The sequence below is a fragment of the Quatrionicoccus australiensis genome (assembly GCF_020510425.1).
Classification (GTDB): domain Bacteria; phylum Pseudomonadota; class Gammaproteobacteria; order Burkholderiales; family Rhodocyclaceae; genus Azonexus; species Azonexus australiensis_A.
In genome coordinates this window covers 4,070,192-4,086,107 of sequence record NZ_JAHBAH010000001.1, presented here as the reverse complement: position 1 = coordinate 4,086,107, position 15,916 = coordinate 4,070,192, and the positions used below count along the sequence as shown (strand labels likewise).

Below are 15,916 nucleotides of genomic sequence, written 5' to 3'. Positions count from 1 at the left end.
CTGCTCGTCGGTGATGCGGGTTTGAATGGAGTACGACCCGCTCAGCGTCGACTGAGCAAGGCGCCGATGACCAGGCCGGCGGTCGCTGCAATGCCGACGATGGTCCACGGATTGCGGTGCACGTACTGCCGGGTCGCGGCCGACATGCAGCGTGCCTTGCCGGCAACGACGCCAGCTTCGGCCGCGATGACCTGCCCGGCCTGATCGATGAGTTCGCCGGCACCGCCGACCATTCCCTTGATTTCGTTAGCAACGGGTTTCCTTGCAACCGACGATGGGTGCGCTATTGATTTCGGTAGTCATCATGCCTCCTGGGTAACTGGGAAAACAGGCAAGCCTGCCACCAGGCAAGGCTTGCCGGATACCGGGTTCGCCCGGCATCCGGACAAAAGTTCCCATGGAAGTCATCTCCCGGTCTGTGTGCCAGGCAACAGACTGTGCCGGGGCAATCGCCAAGAATGCGATCACTGCAATCAGTGCAGCCATTTCGCCCGGTTGGGCGGCGCACTTTGCGCGAACTTTCCGTCAGGAGGACTTAAATGACACTGGGAACAATTCTGCTGATCATTCTTGTATTGATGCTGCTCGGCGCCATCCCCGCCTGGCCGCACAGCCGCGGCTGGGGTTACGCGCCAAGCGGCGGTATCGGGCTGGTTGTACTGGTGCTCGTCATCCTGGTCCTGACCGGCCGCCTCTAGCCTTTGTGAAACCCCGCCCCGACTGGCGTCGGCGGCAATTTTCAGCTTTTTCGGAGTAAAACCATGAACACCAAGCAATTCAAGCTACTCGGCTTTTCCCTGATCCTTGCCGCCGGACTCACCGCCTGCGACAAACCCGGCCCCGCCGAATCGGCAGGCAAAAAACTCGACGAGACGGCCAGCGATGCCGGCAAGAAAGTCTCCGAAGCAACCGACAAACTGGACAAAAAGCTGAGCGATGCCGGCAGCAAGACCGGCACCGCAATCGAGGACACCGAGATCACCACCCGCGTCAAGACGGCCTTCCTCGCCGAACCCGGGCTTGACTCCCTGAAGATGACCGTCGATACCGTCAATGGCGTCGTCACCCTGGGCGGCACGGTCGACACCGCTGCGCTCAACGACCGGGCCAAGACGCTGGCTGCCGGTGTCAGCGGCGTCAAGAACGTGGTCAATCACCTGACGACAACCGCTGGCAAATGAGTCAGAACAGAAAAGGAATGAGCGTGGAAAACGAAAACATCTATCAGCAGAAAATGGCAGCCCAACTCAAGGAGTGGAACGCCCAGATCGTTCTGCTCGAAGCCAAGATGGGCAACGTCGCCGCCGATCTTCGCTTGCACCGGACTGAGGAGCTGCAGGCACTCCGCCTGAAGCAGCAGGCCGCCTCCGAGAAAATGCACGAATTGGGCAGGTCGACCGGTGCCGCCTGGGAGCAGCTCAAACTGACCGCCGACAAACTCTGGGACGACTTCCGCGTCGGCATCAATGCCGCCCAGGACAAGTACAAGTAAGCCCACCGGACAGGCCGCGCCCCGCAAGGTCGCGGCCTGTCTTCGCGAAAGAAGCAATTGATGAACCTGAAACTGATCCTGGTGCTGACCCTCTCGGTCCTGGCGGTGCTTTTCATCGCCCAGAACGTGGCGATCGTTGAAATTTCGTTTCTCGTCTGGCAGACCTCGATGTCGAGCGCCCTGCTGATCTTTTTTACCCTGGTGACCGGCGTGCTGCTCGGCTGGTTCCTGCACGCCAACCTGCAGCATCACCGGGTCAAAGCAGCCGCCTGAGCGCTGGCTGCGGCCGGCGAACCGGCGCTTCGGTCGGCGTCACGGTTTTTGCCCCGTCCAGAGGGTCGACCGCTGGCGGAACAAGCGGCGCCCAATGTGCGCACCCCGGATGATTTGCCGGATACAACTTGCCACGGCGCGGCAGTTCTTCGTTCATGCTCTTCTCTCCTGAAAATGCAGGCCGAACGCCGCCGCTAGACATTGAAGCGGTAATCGTCAGCGGCATACAGACGCCAGCTGCCGTCACCGACCAGCTCGAGCACCTGCGGGTGATACTTGAGAATGGTCGGACGATGGCCGATGCTGATCAGCGTCGTGCCGCTCGCCGCCAGTTGGCGGTAGAGACTGTCTTCATTGGCGATGTCGAGGGCGCTGGTCGCCTCGTCGAGAATCGCGTAACGCGGCGCAGCGAGCAGCACGCGCGCCATCGCGACACGCTGTTGCTCACCGACCGATAGCACCTTGGCCCAGTCAAGCTCGGCATCGAGCCCACCGAAATGCGCCGCCAGATTGGGCAGATTGACCCGCTGCAGCAGGGCGAGCAGATCCTCGTCGCCGATTTCCCGCGCCTGCAGCGGGTAAAGCAGTTGCTGGCGCAGGCTGGCCAGCAGCATGTAGGGACGCTGCGGCAGAAAGAGCATTTCATCGGAATCCGGGCGCAGGATGCGGCCGCTGCCGGTGTGCCAGAGGCCGGCGATGGCGCGCAGCAAGGAGCTTTTGCCGCAGCCGCTGGCGCCAACGATGAGCACGCCCTGCCCCGGCGCGATACGCAGCGACAGATCGCGAATCAGCGTGCGTTCGCCGTTCGGCGTTTGCAGGGTGAGGTGCTCGATGATCAGTTCCGGGTTGTCGACAAAGCCGATGCGGGCAGCCGTTGCCGGCGGCGGCTCGCCCCGGCCGGCGAGAAAGTGCGCGAAGCTGTGCAGGCGGTCGATACCGGCCGCGAATTTGCTGAAGCTGTCGAAGTTGTCGATGATCACGGTCAGGGCGCCGAGAATCGCGGCGAAGGCACCGGCCGCCTGGATCGCCCGGCCGACTTCGAGCTCGCCGGCAAGCACCCGGCCGGCGATGATCGCGCTGGGCAGGATGACGGTCATGAAGCTGTAGCCGTACTGAAAGAGATTGAGGTTCAACTGCACCCGGATCAGCTTGCTGAAATTGCTGAAGGCTTCGTTGAAATGCCGGCCAACCTGCGCCGACTCCTGCACCTCGCCGCGATAGAAGGCGATCGCCTCGGCGTTTTCGCGAATGCGCACCAGGCTGAAACGAAAATCCGCCTCGCGCTTCAACTGGTAAAAATTGAGCCCGATCAGCACCTTGCCGAAGACGAGTACGGTAATTGCCGTGCCGGCCAGCGCATAGAAGATCAGGAAGACCACCAGTTCGCGCGAGATCGACCACAGCACGCCGGAAAAGGCGATCAGCTGCAGCAGCGCGCCGATCACGACCAGCAGGAACTGCAGCGACTTCTGGGTGAAGGTGGCGATGTCCTCGGCGACGCGTTGGTCGGGATTGTCGATCTCGGCGCTGCCGTTCAGCTCGTAATAGGCGCGGTTGGCGAAATAACGGCCGAGAAAGTGCCGGGTCAGCCAGCGCCGCCAGTAAAGGCCGAGCGAGTCGCGCACGTAGTAGTAGAAAGCGTAGATCGGCACGCCGACGACCAGGATCGCGAGACAGGTACGGATCGCCGCCCAGAAGCGGTCCTCGTCGCGCGCCGCGAGGGCCGACGTGAATTCGCCGGTCTGCTCGTTGAAGAACACGGCAAAGCCGGTCTGGCCGAGCAGCAAGAGAACAAGCAGGAGCAGCAGGCCGCGCGCCTGCCATTTTTCATCATGCAGCCAGTACGGGGCGGCGATGACCCGAAAGCGTCGCCACAGATGCCGGTCGAACTGGATCATTCGCCCTTGGCGACGAACATCAGCTTGACCGGCGCGCCCGTCCGGCTGGCGCGAATCCGGCGTTCCTGCCAGAACGCATCGATTTCAGCCGCCACCCGATAGGCGCCCGGCGCCAACTTCAGGTAAAGAATCGGGCCGTCGCTGATCCCGGTATAAACGGTACGGCCAGCGCCATCGAGGACGCGAAAGGGAACGCTGGCGAGATAACTGCCGCTGCGACTGCTGAACACGATATGGACGTTATAAGCGGACGCCACCTTGCGTATTTCAAGCAGTGCTTCGTCGCCGATGCCACCGCTCAGCCAGGGCGTTTCGGCCTGGGCTGCACTGTGGGTGTTGGCTTCGGCAACAGCCGGAGGCACCTGCGCCAGCACGGATGTCGACGCCAGCGCGAGGGCCAGGCAGAGGCCGGAACGGGAAAGCGGACGGGAAGTACGGGGAAGGTTGCGCAAGGTATTCATGTTCTGCTCCGAAAAATGGTTTGCGGCGACGGTCGACCGATACAAAACGGCATTTTTGCCGCCCGGTCGTCGTTGCTGCGGATTCAACTGCGCGGTTCGCCGCGGCGATTGACGCTCAGCGTGCGGCCCGGTGGCGAGGTCATCTGCACTTGATGCTCGATGCCGCGAAAGCGGTAGGTGACATCCCAGTAATCCGGCTGCGTCTGGCGCACATTCTCTTCGCAGCGCTGCACATCGCGCCCGACCGTGCGCTGGCCGTCAGTGCTCCTCCCGACATTGGCACCGATCGCGGCGCCGCCGACGGCACCGCCCACCGTGGCGATATCGCGACCGCCGCCGTTGCCGATCTGATGACCAATGATGCCGCCGATCAATGCCCCGGCGAGCGCGCCCGACACATTGGCCCGGCTCTGTTCTTCGACCACCTGTTCACGTTCGATCCAGCAGCGCCGTTCCGGCGGGCCGACTACGGCACGCACGGCAATGACTTCGGCCTCGTAGAGACGTTCGTTGTTACGTCGGCGGTTGTCGTAGACCGGATCGGGCGCGACCATGACCAGATCGTCATCGATTCGTTCGTTGCGGCCAACGCGGCGGACCGAGGAAACCCGGTCGTTGAGCCCCATCGTGGCCAGCGAACGATAACGTCCGGGCGAGAGCACCGCGCAGCGCCCGCCGAACCGGACGTCATCACAGACCTGCCAGCGCTCGCTGAGCACGATCACCGACGAGGCCCGGTCGTTGAAACCCTGGCGCTCGAAATTGGCGATCTGGGGCTTCTGCGGCGAAAAGGAACGCCCGGAAAAGTTTTCCCGTTCGTAAAAGGTGACCTGGGCGAACGCGTGTGTCGCGGCCAGGGTACCGGCAAGCAGCAGGGCCGATTTCAATAAGCTGTTCATGACGTTCTCCGAAGCTGAAAATGGCAAGCCTGCTGGCCTGGCCCGGGCAGCAGATCGCCACCTGGCCGGCTGTTGCCTGCGTGACCAGACAACAGCCGGCCAGGCCGATCTCCGGCACGCTGATCGGGGGTGATGCCCGAACAATCGCACCGGACAAACACTGCTTACTTGCCGTACTTCAGCTTGGCCTGATCGATACAACGATCCTTGGCATTGCCGGCCATCGCGTCGCACTTTTCCTTGGCGACGGCGTAATTGGCATCGGTCTTGTCGGCGCTGGCATCCTTGCGCGCATCGCTGGTCTTTTCGTTGGCCGTGGCATTGGCATCCGAGGTCTTCATCGCGGCCTTGGCATCAGCCTTGGCGGCGGTTTCAGTGGCCTTGGCTTCCTTGACGCAGACATCCTTGACGTTGCCGGCCTTGTCGTCACAACGCTCCTTGGCGACGGCATAATCGGCTTCAGCCTTGACGACGCGAGCTTCATGTTGCGTCTTGGCACTCGGCTTGTAGGCTGCGTCGAGATCGGCCATGCCGACCTTTTCCTTGCCCTTGGCTTCGGCATCGCAGATATCGCCGGCATTGCCGGACATCGACGAACAGGCGGCCTTGGCATTCTTGTACTCGGCGCCAATCTTGTCCTTGGCGGCGCTGTAGTCGGCCTTGTTCATGTTTTCGGCGCTGGCACCGGTACTGAAAGCCAGGCCAAGCGCCAGGGCAAGCATGCTGAGATTGAGTTTGTTCATTGTCGTTCCTTGATGAATGGGTTGCGAATGTGATGCCAGGGCGGGCAAACCCGCCCTTCTCTTCGCCAGGAACGCGCCGCGTCAGGCCTTGCGCATTGGGCAGTACGGCTTGCACCACCGTTGGCTCCGATAGGTCGAGCATAGGCAGCGCCTGGATCGGCGTCTGTGGGCTGACGCACAAAACCGGGAAGCAAAATATTTACGACTTTTTTACGCAAGGCCGGCGAGAATCGTCAGCGTTTTTATACGGGTTTGCCTAATCTGCAATCACCCCAGCACCGGAAGCACGACATGGAAAACAACAGCGCATTACTGGCAAGCCAAGCGGAAAGAATCACGCCGCTCCGGGCACAAGTCCTGACCGTGTTGGCCTGCATCGGCACGACGGCGCTGGCGACGCCGCTGCTCGGCTATCTCGATCTCGCCAACATCGTCATGCTCTTCCTGCTCACCGTGCTGCTGGTGGCGGTCAAGCTCGGCCGCAATGCCGCCATCGTCGCATCGGTGCTCAGCGTCCTGCTCTTCGACATCTTTTTCGTACCGCCGCGCTTCTCGCTGGCGGTCAGCAATATCCAGTACCTGGTGACCTTTGCCGTGATGCTGGTCACCGCTCTGATCACCGCCCACCTCGCCGCCGGACTGCGCCAACGCGCCGAGGAATCGCAACGCCGCGAGCAACAGACGCAAGCCCTCTATCAGCTTGCCCGCCAATTGGCCGGCACGCTGACCATCGAACAGGTTGGCGAAATCGTTCAGGCTTTCCTCGCTCAGCAGCTCGCCGCGCAATCGGCCATCCTGTTGCCCGATGAGCGCGCACCTGCGCTGCAGGCCATTGCCCTGCCCGATACGCTGCTGATCGAATCGCATCTCGCCCAGGTTGCGCTGACCAGCGGTCAACTGGTGCGCAGCGACGAAATTGCCAGCCTCGGCTACGCACCGCTCTACCTGCCGCTGCGCGCCTCGATGCGCATTCGTGGCGTGCTCGCCGTACGCTTTGCCGAAACCTCGCCGGAACCGTCGGCCGAGACGACCTCACTGCTCGAAGCGCTCGCCTCGCTGATTGCCGTCGCCGTCGAGCGCCTGCATTACGTCGATGTCGCCCAGGCCAGCGAGGTCAGGATGCTGACCGAACGCCTGCGCAGTTCCATCCTGTCGGCGCTGTCGCATGACCTGCGCACGCCGCTGACCGCACTGGTCGGTCTCGCCGATTCGCTGTTCCTGGTCAAGCCGGTGCTGCCGCCGACCGCCCTCGAAACGGCGCAGGCCCTGCACGAACAGGCCGAACGCCTGGCCGGACTGGTCGGCAACCTGCTCGACATGGCCCGCCTGAACGCCGGCCAGGTCACCCTGCGCCGCGAATGGCAGCCGCTCGAAGAAGTCGTCGGCGCCAGCATCAAGCTGCTCGGCAGCGCATTGGCCGGGCATCCGCTCAAGGTCGACCTGGCGCGCGACCTGCCGCTGCTTGAGTTCGACGCCGTACTGATCGAACGCGTGCTGTGCAACCTGCTGGAAAACGCCGCCAAATATGCGCCGAGCGGCAGCACCATCGACCTGCAGGCGCAGGTTCGGGGCGAAGCCGTCGAAATCGGCATACTCGACCGCGGCCCGGGCTTCCCCGCACAACAGCGCGACGAGTTGTTCGAGATGTTCGTGCGCGGCGCCAGTGAATCGGGCAAACCCGGCACCGGGCTTGGCCTCGCCATCTGCAAGGCGATCGTCGAGGCGCATGGCGGCAGGATCGCCGCCGAGAACCGGCCGGATGGCGGCGCCTGCGTCAGCTTCACGCTGCCGCGCGGCATCCCGCCCATTGTCGAGGAAGAACTGCCATGAACACGACACCGGCCAAGGTCCTGCTCATCGAGGACGAAAAACAGATCCGCCGCTTTGTCCGCGCCGCCGTCGAAGAGGAAGGCTGCCAGGTCGCGGAGGCGGAAACCATGGCGCAGGGCCTGATCGAAGCCGGCACCCGCAAGCCGGACCTGCTGATTCTCGATCTCGGTCTGCCCGACGGCAACGGCATCGACCTGATCCGCGATCTGCGCAGCTGGTCCGATGTCCCGGTCTTGATTCTTTCGGCCCGCTCGCAGGAAACCGACAAGATCGATGCGCTCGACGCCGGTGCCGACGATTACCTGACCAAGCCATTCAGTGTCGGCGAACTGCGCGCCCGTGTCCGCGCCCTGCTCCGCCGGCGTGCCCGCAGCGGCGAGGCGGCGTCGCCGCTGGTCGAATTCGGCGATGTCGCCGTCGATTTTTCGCGCCGCACGGTGACGCGGGACGGTGTGCCGGTGCATCTGACGCCAATCGAGTATCGCCTGCTGTGCACGCTGCTCGCCCAGCCCGGCAAGGTGCTGACCCAGCGCAACCTGCTGCGCGAGATCTGGGGCCCGTCTTACATCGAAAGCAGCCATTACCTGCGTGTCTATGTCGGCCACCTGCGGCAAAAGCTGGAACTCGACCCGACCCAGCCGGCCCATTTTTTGACGGAAACCGGCGTCGGTTACCGCTTTCAGCCCTGAGGAAACTAGGATGCAACAAAAACAGGACAACAAGCGCCTGGCCACGCTCACGCTCGCTGCGCTGGGCATCGTCTACGGCGACATCGGCACCAGCCCGCTCTATTCGCTGAAGGAAGTCTTCGGCGGCGCCCATCATCCGGTACCGATCACGCCGGACAACGTGCTCGGCATCCTGTCGCTGTTCTTCTGGTCGCTGATCATTGTCGTCACCCTGAAGTACGTCGCCTTCATCATGCGTGCCAACAACAAGGGCGAAGGCGGCATCATTGCGCTGATGACGCTGGCGATGCAAAAAGGCACGCCCGGTTCCTGGCAACAAAAGCTGCTGGTCACGCTCGGCCTGTTCGGCGCCGCGCTGTTCTATGGCGATGGCGTCATCACCCCGGCGATTTCGGTGCTTTCCGCCGTCGAGGGGCTGGAGATCATCACGCCAGCCTTCACGCCCTACATCCTGCCGATCACGCTGATCGTGCTGATCGGCCTGTTCATTTTCCAGCGCAAGGGAACAGCCAGCGTCGGCGCGCTGTTCGGACCGGTCATGCTCATCTGGTTCGCGGTCATTGCCGCACTGGGTGGCGCCGCCATCATTGAAAACCCGGCAGTGCTGGCAGCGGTCAACCCGCTTTATGCCGCCAATTTCCTGCTCGGCAATTCCGTTCTCGGCTTCTTCGCACTCGGTGCCGTCGTTCTCTGCATCACCGGGGCCGAAGCCCTCTATGCCGACATGGGGCATTTCGGTGCCCGCCCGATCCAGTACGCCTGGCTGGGCTATGTCCTGCCGGCCCTGGTCATCAACTATTTCGGCCAGGGCGCGCTGCTGCTCGCCGATCCGGCTGCCGTTGAAAACCCGTTTTACCTGCTGGCTCCGGAATGGGGTCGCTATCCGCTCGTCATCCTCGCCACCGTGGCCACCGTGATTGCTTCGCAGGCGGTCATCTCCGGCGCCTTCTCGATCACCCAGCAGGCCATGCAGCTCGGCTACACGCCGCGTCTGGCGATCCAGCACACCTCGGACCGCGAAATGGGGCAGATCTACCTGCCGGCAATCAACTGGCTGCTGCTGATTTCCATCATCCTGCTCGTCGTCGAGTTCGGCTCCTCGTCGAAGCTGGCTGCCGCCTACGGCATCGCGGTGACCGGCACGATGCTGATCACCAACATTCTCGCCATCGCCGTTGCCGTCCGGCTGTGGAACTGGAGCCCGGCCCGTGCGGTTCTCGGCGCCCTGCCCTTCATCTGCATCGACCTCGGCTTCTTCCTCGCCAACTCGGTAAAAATTCCCGATGGCGGCTGGTTCCCGCTGGTCTTCGGTCTCGCCGTCTTCATCCTGCTCACCACCTGGAAGCGCGGCCGCGAACTGCTTGGCGCACGCCTCGCCGCCGATGCCATGGGCCTGCGCCCTTTCCTTTCCAGCCTCAGCGAATGCGACGTGGAACGCGTGCCGGGTACGGCCGTCTTCATGACGCCCGACCCGGAAGCTGTGCCGCATGCCATGCTGCACAGCCTGAAGCACTACAAGGTGCTGCATGAGCAGGTCGTCATCCTCAGCGTCAAGGTTTTCGATATTCCCTTTGTGCCGGAGGTCGACCGGGTGGAAGTGCATCGCCTGCCGAACAACTTTGCCCAGGTCGTCGTCCAGTACGGCTTCAAGGACGAGCCGGACATTCCGGCGGCGCTCGCCCTGACGGCCGAAGCAGGACTGAGCCTGGACATGATGGACACCTCCTTCTTCCTCGGCCGCGAAACGCTGATTCCGACCTTGCGTTCGAGCATGCCTTACTGGCGCACCCTGATCTTTGTCGCGATGTTCCGCAATGCGGGCAGTGCGACGGCCTTCTTCAAGATCCCGTCGAACCGGGTGGTTGAACTGGGATCGCAAGTGGTTCTGTGAGTTGAGCTTGATGCCGGCACTGCCGGCATCAATGCTATGTGCGCCATCGAACAGTATTGCGGCGCCATCCTGCCTAGTCTGTCGTCTGGAAGTCACCTGCCGGCAAGCCGCCATGTGTCCATCCGCCCATCGGACTACTCAAAGGATATCGCCATGACCCAAGCCCAGCGCGTTTTACAGCGTTTTCTCCTGGTGGCAGCCGCCACCCTGTCGCTGGCTGCATTCAGCCACCAGGCCAGCGCCGCCTCCGCCGAAGACCTGAATGCAGATGCCGCCCAGGCCCTGCAGACCTTGTACAAGACCCACCCGGAAGCCGAAGCCCTGTCGAAAAAGGCGCGCGCCATCCTAGTCTTCCCGAAAATCATCAAGGCCGGCCTGGTCTTTGGCGGCAGCTACGGTGAAGGCGTGCTCAACCGTGACTCGCAGGTCGTCGGCTATTACAACTCGGTCTCCGCCTCCTGGGGCTGGCAGGCCGGTGCCGAATCCTACGGCTACGTCGTCTTCCTGATGAGCAACAAGGCCGTCAAGTATCTCGACGCCTCCAAGGGCTGGGAAATCGGCGTCGGCCCGACGGTTGTCGTGGTCAATGAAGGCGTCGCCAAGAACCTTTCTTCATCGACCCTGAAGGACGATGCCTATGCCTTCATCTTCGACCAGCAGGGCCTGATGGCCAGCCTCAGCATCGAAGGCACCAAGATCAGCCGCATCAAGCGCTGAAACCTTCGCCGGTCACCCCGACCGCCAGCCCCGTTCTTTCCGGACGGGGCTTTTTCATGTCGGCTGGCGCAACCATTTGAGCAGGGTTGCATAGAGGATTTCGGGATAAACCGGTTTGCTGATGAAATCGTCCATGCCGGCCGCAAAGCAGCTTTCCTTGTCTTCGGCGAAGGCATTGGCGGTCATCGCGAGGATCGGCAAGTTCTTTCTGTCGGGCAGCAGACGTATCTTGCGGGTCGCTTCCAGCCCGTCCATCTTTGGCATCTGCATATCCATCAGGATCAGCGCATAGTCATGCTGGCCGACCTGCGCGATCGCTTCCAGTCCGTTTTCGGCCAGATCGACCGTCAAACCGGCATCGAGCAACATCGCGAGCATCACTTCCTGGTTGATCGGCTCGTCCTCGACCAGGAGCACCCGACTGCCGGCATGCTCGCCGCGCAGGATGTTTTCAGCCGACGCATCGCCTGGCGCAGCCGAACCGGTCGACGCTCGTCCGGAAGCCTTTTTCAGACGTACCGTGAACCAGAAGGTGCTGCCCACCCCGGGCGTGCTGCGGACACCGGCTGCGCCGCCCATCGCTTCGGCCAGCTTGCGGGTGATGGCCAGCCCGAGACCGGTTCCGCCATAGTTGCGGGTGGTCGAGTTGTCCGCCTGTTCGAAAGCGCAGAACAGGCGGGACAGTACTTCCGGCGCGATGCCGATGCCGGTATCTTCAACCTCGAAGCGCAGCAAAACATCACTGGGCGACTCCTCGTCGAGCCCGACGCGCAGCGTGACACTGCCGGATTCGGTGAATTTGAGTGCATTGGCAGCGTAATTCAGCAAGGCCTGCTGCAAGCGTCCGGCATCACCCGACAAGGCAAAGGGGAGCGACAGGGGCTGGGCAACCAGGCTGATGTTCCTGGCCTGTGCCAGATCAAAAAGAATGGAAACCACGTTGCCGGCGATGGCCTCGACATTGACATCGGTCTCTTCTAGAACGAACTTGCCGGCCTCGATTTTCGACAGATCGAGGATCGCATTGATCGTTTCGAGCAGATGCTGCCCGGCCGTTTCCAGCTTGCCAAGGCGCTCGCCCTGCTCCGCCGACACCCCGGCGCGCCGGATCAGGTGAGCCATGCCATTGATGGCGTTGAGCGGCGTACGGATTTCATGCGACATGTTGGCGAGAAAAGCGCTTTTCGCGACATTGGCGCTCTCCGCCGCGGTTTTCGCCTGCATCAACTCGGCCGTGCGCTCGGTAATCAGTTGCTCAAGATGCAACTGGTAATGCGCCAGTTCATGGCTGAGCCGCTTGTTTTCGGTAATGTCTTCCTTGACCGCCGCGTAGTGGGTAATCTGCCCGTCCGGCTGGCGAATCGGCGTGACGACGGCATATTCAATGTACTCGCTGCCGTCCTTGCGCCGGTTGAGAAACTCGCCTTTCCATATCTCGCCCTGGGTGATGCTGGACCACAACGCAGCATGCACCTCCGGCGCCGTTTTCCCTGAGTGCAGGATGTTCGGATTCTGGCCAATGGCTTCCTCCCGGCTGAAGCCGGTCGCCTCGGTAAACGCCTGGTTGACGTATTCGATCTGCGCGTCGAGATTGGTAATCACGATACTTGCCGGACTTTGCTCGACGACCTGGGAGAGCTTGAGCAACTGCGCCTCGGCCAGCTTGCGTTCGGAAACATCCATCAGAACGGCGCGTACCGATCGCCCGGCGCTGTCGGCAAGCAGTTCGACATGCACATGAATCCGGGGCGGTGTCCGATCGCGGATATCCAGTACCAGCTCGCCACTTTCCCGGCCCGACGAGGTAAATGCCCGGCCCAGCAGTTCGTTGAGTGCCTGGCGTGACTCCGCGGCAACAAAATCGACAAAGCGCCGACCGAGCAAGGGTGAACGCTCCCGGCCAAGAAGCTGGGCGCCGGCCCGGTTGAACAGGCGGATATTGCCGCCCCGGTCAAGGCTCAGATAGCCGACCGGCGAGAAGTCGTAAAGATCGGCATAGCGTGCGCAGGCAGTGTCGGCCTCGGCGCGTGCCTGCTGCAATTCCTCGTTCTGCATTTCCAGCTCAATCTGATGGACGCGCAACTCATGCAACAGGCGCGGCTGATCGCCGTCAGCATCCTCCACCATGCTCCCCGCCGGCTGTTCCGCCACGACGGCCTCGGCCAGGCGGCGCCGCTCCAGCGCATCCCTGTCCTGCCATTCATGCACCATGATCAGCCCCCGGATTCAGTTTTCTCAGCTCGCCTTCCAGGCGCTTTATCTCGGTGATGTCGATGAAGGTGATGACCACTCCGTTGATCATGTTCTCATGCGTTCGGTAAGGCATGACGCGTACGCGAAACCAACGGCCGTCACCGGTCGAGACGGTTTTTTCCCGGAAAATCAGCGTATCGAGCACGGCCAGCGCATCGTCACGCAATTGCGGGTAATCGAGATCGGAAACGATATCGGACAAGGCGCGCCCGACATCGCCGGGAATCAGCTTGAAAAGGTGCGTCGCATGCGTCGTGAAGCGGCGCAGCTTCATCTCGTTGTCGAGAAAGATGGTCGCGATTTCGGTGCTGTTCAGCAGGTTGGTCATGTCGTTCTGGACCCAGGTCATTTCATCGACCCGGGTCTGCTGCTCGGTATTGACCGTCTGCAACTCTTCGTTCATCGACTGCAGCTCTTCCTTCGAGGTGGTCAGTTCCTCGTTGGTTGCCTGCAGTTCTTCATTGGCCGACTTGACCTCTTCCAGCGAGGACTGCATTTCTTCCTGCGTCGTGCGCAAGGCTTCGCGCGTCTGGTTGAGTTCCTGCAGCAGTGTCGTTTCGCGCTCCGAGGCCTGGCCTTTGCGCGGCTTGCGGCCGGCGGCACCGGATTTGACGTCGGAGAAGACGATCAGCACACGATTGCGCAGCAGATCCGGCTTTTCCAGACCCTGCACGGTCAGATTGACGATCTGCGTCGTGCCATCGTTATCGACCTCCAGGCCATTCAGGACGATAGCCTCGCTCTGGCGCAGCGCGTTGCGGATGACGCCGGTCAGTGCATCGCGCAAGCCTTCACGCGCCATCGCGTGAATGTTGATATTGACCTTGCCGGCGGCCGGCTCCAGGTATTTGCCGGTGCGCCCGCTGATGTACAGGATGTCGCCGTCGGCATTGACCAGCACCGCCGCCGGTGCATAACTCTGCTGGATCAGCTGGTCGGTCAGATACTCGACGCTTTCGCGGTAATCGGCCTGGCCGGGCTCGCCGGACGAGTTGGCGACGGGGCGCGGCGCCGCCGAGATGCCGGACCATGACGGCGACGAAACCTGCTCGACGCGGCGAAAGACCCGCACCTTGCCATCGAGGGGCGCGAAGCAGTCGGTGAAGTCGCCGACGCTCTCGGCACTGCCCAGCACCAGGATGCCGTTGCGGGCCAGTGCGTAGTGAAACTGCGGCAGCAGCCGTTTCTGCAACTCCGGGCCGAAATAGATCAGCAGGTTGCGGCAGGACAGCAGGTCGAGCTTGGTGAACGGCGGGTCGGAAATGATGTTGTGCGGCGCAAACACCACCATCTCGCGGATGTCCTTGTTGACGCGGTAGCCGCCATCTTCCTCGGTGAAATAGCGGGCCAGGCGATCGGGCATGATGTCGACCGCGATGTTGCGCGGGAAAAAGCCGCGCCGCGCCTTGTCGACCGCATCGACATCGAGGTCGGTGGCGTAGATCTGCAGCGAGAAATGGCGCTCCGGCACCAGCCGCCTGACCACTTCCTTGAACAGGATGGCCAGCGAATAGGCCTCTTCGCCGCTGGAACAGGCCGGCACCCAGGCACGCAGCGTCCGGCCATCCGGATAATCGGCGAGCAGACCGGGAATGGCCGTCGTGCCAAGGAACTCCCAGAGGGCGGGATCGCGGAAAAAATTGGTGACCCCGATCAGCAGTTCCTTGAACAGCAGGTCCAGCTCCTGCGGATTCTCGCGCAGGTAGGCGACATAGCCGGCAATGCCGTCGATCTGCAGCAGGGCCGTGCGCCGTTCGATGCGGCGATACAGCGTGCTCGTCTTGTACAGCGAAAAGTCGTTGCCGCTGCGATGCCGCAACAGGATGATGATCTTGTCGAGAGAGCTCTGCAGATCGGCCTGCGCTTCGACCTGCGCCGGCAGTTCGGCAAAAGGCTGCCGGTGCAAATAGCTGACGATGCGCCCCGGCAGGCTTTCGGGCGGCGCCACGATATCGGCCACGCCGGCCCGGATCGCGCTTTTCGGCATGCTGTCGGCCTTGGCGCTCTGCGGTTCCTGGACCAGGGTCAGACCCGATTTTTCCTTGATTGCGCCGAGGCCGAGCATGCCGTCCGAACCCATACCGGAAAGCACGACACCGATCGCCTTTTCCCGGCAATCGTCGGCCAGCGAGCGCAGGAAGAAATCGATCGGCAGGCGCAGGCCACGCTGCTCGACCGGCTCGATCAGATAGAGCACGCCGTGCAGCAGCGACAGATCCTTGTTGGGCGGAATCACATAGACGCAGTCCGGCAGCAGCGCCATGCGATCGCCGGCTTCGACCACCGGCATCGGCGTCACCCGTTGCAGCAGTTCGGCCAGCGCGCTGCTATGGGTGGGATCAAGGTGCTGGATGATGACGAAAGCCATGCCGCAGGACGCCGGCACATGACTGAGAAAGGCTTCGAGCGCCTCCAGACCACCGGCCGAGCAGCCGATACCGACGATGGGAAATTCACTGCCGGGCTGCGCCGAGGCAACTGCCGGTGAGATGAAGGTGGTCGCGGTGACGGGCGACGACCTGACTGCTTTGTTCATGCGTATTCCCGGTCTCGCCTGTTGATGCCGCACCTTACTCTGAATCGGCCGCAGAGACCCGACCATTCGCCAGCGACCGGGCATTTTCCTGAATTTTCGGCGGTCGACCGCTACATCCTGGCCATTTTGCCGCGCCAACTCTGTGCGATAGCACACATACGCGGCGCGCCATCGCGCCTAAGCTGCATTTCGTCCTTGAGCCAATCAGCACCGGCCTTGCCCGGATTTGCCCCG

Annotated in this window: 16 protein-coding genes; 8 read left to right on the top strand and 8 right to left on the bottom strand. The window is 62.4% G+C overall.

The genetic code is table 11. From position 1 onward, the window contains the following. Nucleotides 1–41: 41 nt before the first annotated feature. A complete protein-coding gene (locus KIG99_RS19525; protein ID WP_226461691.1) occupies nt 42–233 on the bottom strand; it encodes a DUF883 family protein in 192 nt (63 codons plus the stop codon). A 306-nt stretch (nt 234–539) separates the two neighbouring features. Here KIG99_RS19525 and KIG99_RS19520 point away from each other — a divergent pair, with 306 nt between their 5' ends. The 4 genes from KIG99_RS19520 (at nt 540) to KIG99_RS19505 (ending at nt 1,765) form a co-directional block, all read left to right on the top strand. Next, nucleotides 540–698, top strand: a complete 159-nt coding sequence (locus tag KIG99_RS19520; RefSeq protein WP_226461690.1) for a DUF3309 family protein — start codon at nt 540–542, stop codon at nt 696–698. Nucleotides 699–761: 63 nt separating this feature from the next. Further along, nucleotides 762–1,181 carry a BON domain-containing protein gene (locus KIG99_RS19515; RefSeq protein WP_226461689.1) on the top strand — a complete coding sequence of 140 codons (420 nt, stop codon included), beginning with the start codon at nt 762–764 and terminating at the stop codon, nt 1,179–1,181. Between the two features lie 23 nt (nt 1,182–1,204). Then, nucleotides 1,205–1,492, top strand: a complete 288-nt coding sequence (locus KIG99_RS19510; protein ID WP_226461688.1) for a sll1863 family stress response protein — start codon at nt 1,205–1,207, stop codon at nt 1,490–1,492. 60 nt (nt 1,493–1,552) lie between these two features. After that, nucleotides 1,553–1,765 (top strand): lipopolysaccharide assembly protein LapA domain-containing protein, encoded by a 213-nt coding sequence (locus KIG99_RS19505; protein WP_226461687.1) that lies wholly within the window; start codon nt 1,553–1,555, stop codon nt 1,763–1,765. On the opposite strand, the gene KIG99_RS19500 is transcribed toward KIG99_RS19505, so the two are convergent. The 5 genes from KIG99_RS19500 to KIG99_RS19480 all read right to left on the bottom strand — a co-directional run bounded on the left by KIG99_RS19500 (nt 1,749) and on the right by KIG99_RS19480 (nt 5,766). After that, nucleotides 1,749–1,922, bottom strand: coding sequence for a hypothetical protein (locus KIG99_RS19500; protein ID WP_226461686.1), 174 nt, complete (start codon nt 1,920–1,922; stop codon nt 1,749–1,751). The genes KIG99_RS19505 and KIG99_RS19500 overlap by 17 nt on opposite strands. Before the next feature lie 37 nt (nt 1,923–1,959). Continuing rightward, the gene (locus tag KIG99_RS19495) at nt 1,960–3,663 is read right to left on the bottom strand and encodes an ABC transporter ATP-binding protein/permease (protein WP_226461685.1); all 1,704 of its coding nucleotides are present in this window, start codon (nt 3,661–3,663) and stop codon (nt 1,960–1,962) included. Beyond that, entirely contained in the window at nt 3,660–4,124 is a 465-nt protein-coding gene (locus tag KIG99_RS19490; RefSeq protein WP_226461684.1) for a hypothetical protein, read from the bottom strand. The genes KIG99_RS19495 and KIG99_RS19490 overlap by 4 nt, the downstream gene beginning before the upstream one ends. 83 nt (nt 4,125–4,207) lie before the next feature. After that, the gene (locus KIG99_RS19485; RefSeq protein ID WP_226461683.1) at nt 4,208–5,023 is read right to left on the bottom strand and encodes a beta/gamma crystallin-related protein; all 816 of its coding nucleotides are present in this window, start codon (nt 5,021–5,023) and stop codon (nt 4,208–4,210) included. Between the two features lie 164 nt (nt 5,024–5,187). After that, nucleotides 5,188–5,766 carry a hypothetical protein gene (locus tag KIG99_RS19480; protein WP_226461682.1) on the bottom strand — a complete coding sequence of 193 codons (579 nt, stop codon included), beginning with the start codon at nt 5,764–5,766 and terminating at the stop codon, nt 5,188–5,190. A 291-nt stretch (nt 5,767–6,057) separates the two neighbouring features. Here KIG99_RS19480 and KIG99_RS19475 point away from each other — a divergent pair, with 291 nt between their 5' ends. The 4 genes from KIG99_RS19475 to KIG99_RS19460 all read left to right on the top strand — a co-directional run bounded on the left by KIG99_RS19475 (nt 6,058) and on the right by KIG99_RS19460 (nt 10,893). Then, nucleotides 6,058–7,596 (top strand): DUF4118 domain-containing protein, encoded by a 1,539-nt coding sequence (locus tag KIG99_RS19475; protein ID WP_226461681.1) that lies wholly within the window; start codon nt 6,058–6,060, stop codon nt 7,594–7,596. Continuing rightward, nucleotides 7,593–8,285: a two-component system response regulator KdpE gene (gene kdpE, locus KIG99_RS19470; protein ID WP_226461680.1), complete on the top strand. Its 693-nt coding sequence runs from the start codon at nt 7,593–7,595 to the stop codon at nt 8,283–8,285. The genes KIG99_RS19475 and kdpE overlap by 4 nt, the downstream gene beginning before the upstream one ends. A 10-nt stretch (nt 8,286–8,295) precedes the next feature. Beyond that, complete coding sequence (locus KIG99_RS19465) at nt 8,296–10,176, top strand: potassium transporter Kup (RefSeq protein WP_226461679.1); 1,881 nt, start codon at nt 8,296–8,298, stop codon at nt 10,174–10,176. Between the two features lie 153 nt (nt 10,177–10,329). Continuing rightward, on the top strand, nt 10,330–10,893 hold the full coding sequence (locus tag KIG99_RS19460; protein WP_226461678.1) for a lipid-binding SYLF domain-containing protein: 564 nt from the start codon (nt 10,330–10,332) through the stop codon (nt 10,891–10,893). 54 nt (nt 10,894–10,947) lie between these two features. Here the strand turns inward: KIG99_RS19460 and KIG99_RS19455 are convergent, their stop codons facing one another. Both KIG99_RS19455 and KIG99_RS19450 read right to left on the bottom strand, forming a co-directional pair. Continuing rightward, a complete protein-coding gene (locus tag KIG99_RS19455; protein WP_226461677.1) occupies nt 10,948–13,104 on the bottom strand; it encodes a PAS domain S-box protein in 2,157 nt (718 codons plus the stop codon). Beyond that, nucleotides 13,094–15,682 carry a chemotaxis protein CheB gene (locus KIG99_RS19450; protein ID WP_226461676.1) on the bottom strand — a complete coding sequence of 863 codons (2,589 nt, stop codon included), beginning with the start codon at nt 15,680–15,682 and terminating at the stop codon, nt 13,094–13,096. Before KIG99_RS19450 ends, KIG99_RS19455 begins: the two co-directional genes overlap by 11 nt. Between the last annotated feature and the right edge of the window lie 234 nt (nt 15,683–15,916).

Coding starts and splice junctions, on each gene's coding strand:
- KIG99_RS19525 (WP_226461691.1), bottom strand. CDS start 233: ATGGTCGGCGGTGCCGGCGAACTCATCGATCAGGCCGGGCAGGTCATC.
- KIG99_RS19520 (WP_226461690.1), top strand. CDS start 540: ATGACACTGGGAACAATTCTGCTGATCATTCTTGTATTGATGCTGCTC.
- KIG99_RS19515 (WP_226461689.1), top strand. CDS start 762: ATGAACACCAAGCAATTCAAGCTACTCGGCTTTTCCCTGATCCTTGCC.
- KIG99_RS19505 (WP_226461687.1), top strand. CDS start 1,553: ATGAACCTGAAACTGATCCTGGTGCTGACCCTCTCGGTCCTGGCGGTG.
- KIG99_RS19500 (WP_226461686.1), bottom strand. CDS start 1,922: ATGAACGAAGAACTGCCGCGCCGTGGCAAGTTGTATCCGGCAAATCAT.
- KIG99_RS19495 (WP_226461685.1), bottom strand. CDS start 3,663: ATGATCCAGTTCGACCGGCATCTGTGGCGACGCTTTCGGGTCATCGCC.
- KIG99_RS19490 (WP_226461684.1), bottom strand. CDS start 4,124: ATGAATACCTTGCGCAACCTTCCCCGTACTTCCCGTCCGCTTTCCCGT.
- KIG99_RS19485 (WP_226461683.1), bottom strand. CDS start 5,023: ATGAACAGCTTATTGAAATCGGCCCTGCTGCTTGCCGGTACCCTGGCC.
- KIG99_RS19480 (WP_226461682.1), bottom strand. CDS start 5,766: ATGAACAAACTCAATCTCAGCATGCTTGCCCTGGCGCTTGGCCTGGCT.
- KIG99_RS19475 (WP_226461681.1), top strand. CDS start 6,058: ATGGAAAACAACAGCGCATTACTGGCAAGCCAAGCGGAAAGAATCACG.
- kdpE (WP_226461680.1), top strand. CDS start 7,593: ATGAACACGACACCGGCCAAGGTCCTGCTCATCGAGGACGAAAAACAG.
- KIG99_RS19465 (WP_226461679.1), top strand. CDS start 8,296: ATGCAACAAAAACAGGACAACAAGCGCCTGGCCACGCTCACGCTCGCT.
- KIG99_RS19460 (WP_226461678.1), top strand. CDS start 10,330: ATGACCCAAGCCCAGCGCGTTTTACAGCGTTTTCTCCTGGTGGCAGCC.
- KIG99_RS19455 (WP_226461677.1), bottom strand. CDS start 13,104: ATGGTGCATGAATGGCAGGACAGGGATGCGCTGGAGCGGCGCCGCCTG.
- KIG99_RS19450 (WP_226461676.1), bottom strand. CDS start 15,682: ATGAACAAAGCAGTCAGGTCGTCGCCCGTCACCGCGACCACCTTCATC.